General features: G+C 32.5%; 2 protein-coding genes and 1 pseudogene. All 3 read left to right on the top strand.

What is annotated here, in order from left to right; translation table 11 throughout:
- Nucleotides 1-217, top strand: a pseudogene (locus ABZA26_RS14645) (AhpC/TSA family protein); the annotation flags it as partial.
- A 402-nt stretch (nucleotides 218-619) separates the two neighbouring features.
- Entirely contained in the window at nucleotides 620-1,288 is a 669-nt protein-coding gene (locus ABZA26_RS14640) for a haloacid dehalogenase type II (RefSeq protein WP_372715225.1), read from the top strand.
- A 127-nt stretch (nucleotides 1,289-1,415) separates the two neighbouring features.
- On the top strand, nucleotides 1,416-1,630 hold a 215-nt coding region (locus tag ABZA26_RS14635), incomplete at its 3' end, for an MFS transporter (protein ID WP_372715224.1).

Below are 1,630 nucleotides of genomic sequence, written 5' to 3'. Positions count from 1 at the left end.
CTTACTTTTCAAAGTTCCTGAAAAGCTTCAGACTATATATGATGGTTTTGGAATAGACTTGAAGAAATCACAGGGAAATGACGAAGCTGAGCTACCCATAGCAGCCACTTATGTCATCGATAAAAACGGAGTCATTGTCAATGCCTGGGTAGACGCTGACTATACAATACGTGCTGAGCCTAGCGAAGTTATCGAAGCTTATAAAAAAATAATATAAATTCCAGGTGGAATAATTACCAATGAGATATTTTAAACTTTAAAAGGTAAAGAAGTTTTACACAATAATTCCCCATGACAACTGAATTTAAATATTTATTAAAACAGATGGGCATGGGGGATTATTTAAGCTTTAGAAACTCGGGCTGTTATAAAAGTGTTGAAGATTATTCAATACTTTTATAACAGTTTTCGAAAAAATTAAAAATATTGGCATAAAAAATATAGTTTATCCAGTCTAAGTATAAAGTTTTTAAACCACAGGCTCTCCTGCTCTCCTACAATGAGAGCAGGAGAGCTTAAAAAGTCTAGTTTTTCCACTTATTTACAGGACAGACTTGATAATATTGTTCATGATGTGATAATTGTGCCTTTTGATTAAAAAGTATAGGGGGATAACTAGGTGATAAAAACTGTATTATTTGATATGAATGAGACAATGTTAAATTTAAGTTTGCTCAAAGAAAATTTTGATAAGAATTTTGATGATAATTATGTGCTGAAATATTGGTTTACTAAATTGTTACACACATCTACTGTAATAGGTTCCATGGATGAATACAAGAATTTTGGTGAACTGGCAGGAGTTGTGTTGGAAAGTTTGTTCTATGAAAATGGTAAAATGCTAACAAATGAAACCAAAGTTGAGATATTAGGTGCCTTTAAAAGCTTACCAGCCTATGAAGACGTTCCTAAAGCACTTAAACTTCTCAAGGAGAATAGAATAAGAGTAGTCGCTGTATCCAATTCATCATTGGAAATGATAAAAGAACAGCTTACAAATGCAGGAATCATCCACTTGTTTGACAGCTATTACTCTGTTGACTCTGTAAAAAAATATAAGCCCTTTAAAGATATCTACCAGTACGTAGCTCTTCATGAAAAAACATCTGTTGAAAATATTGCTATGGTTGCATCTCATGACTGGGATTTATTCGGAGCAAAAAAAGCAGGGTTTGCAACAGCCTATATAAAACGTAAAGAAGAGATCTTTAATCCATATTATCTTCAGCCGGATATATCCGAAACAAATTTAGTTGATTTGGTTAAGAAAATTACAGAGATTAAATAAACTAAGTTGCTGCTTTAAATAAATTTTCATAAGTAACTGAACTTATAAGAGTATTAGAACCAAAAGATTTAATCACCAATGAAAATCAATAAATGAGAAAAAAATCAGAGAGGGGAGGTTTGGAAAAATGAAAGATAAAAATAAAATGCTTTTAATATTAGGATCAATGGCTTTTTTAGCCAACGGAGACAATTATGCTGCCGCTCCTCTTCTCATCAATATATCAAAAGATTTAAATCTTACAGTAAGCACAGCTGCCATGTCAGTTACTGCATATATGCTGGCATTTGGTGTTTTTACTTTATTATTCGGGCCTTTGTCTGACAGGTTCGGTAAAGTAAG

This window comes from Ilyobacter sp. (genome assembly GCF_041583315.1).
Classification (GTDB): domain Bacteria; phylum Fusobacteriota; class Fusobacteriia; order Fusobacteriales; family Fusobacteriaceae; genus Ilyobacter.
Note: the sequence above shows the minus strand (reverse complement) of the source record. Positions and strands in the feature narration are given on the sequence as shown.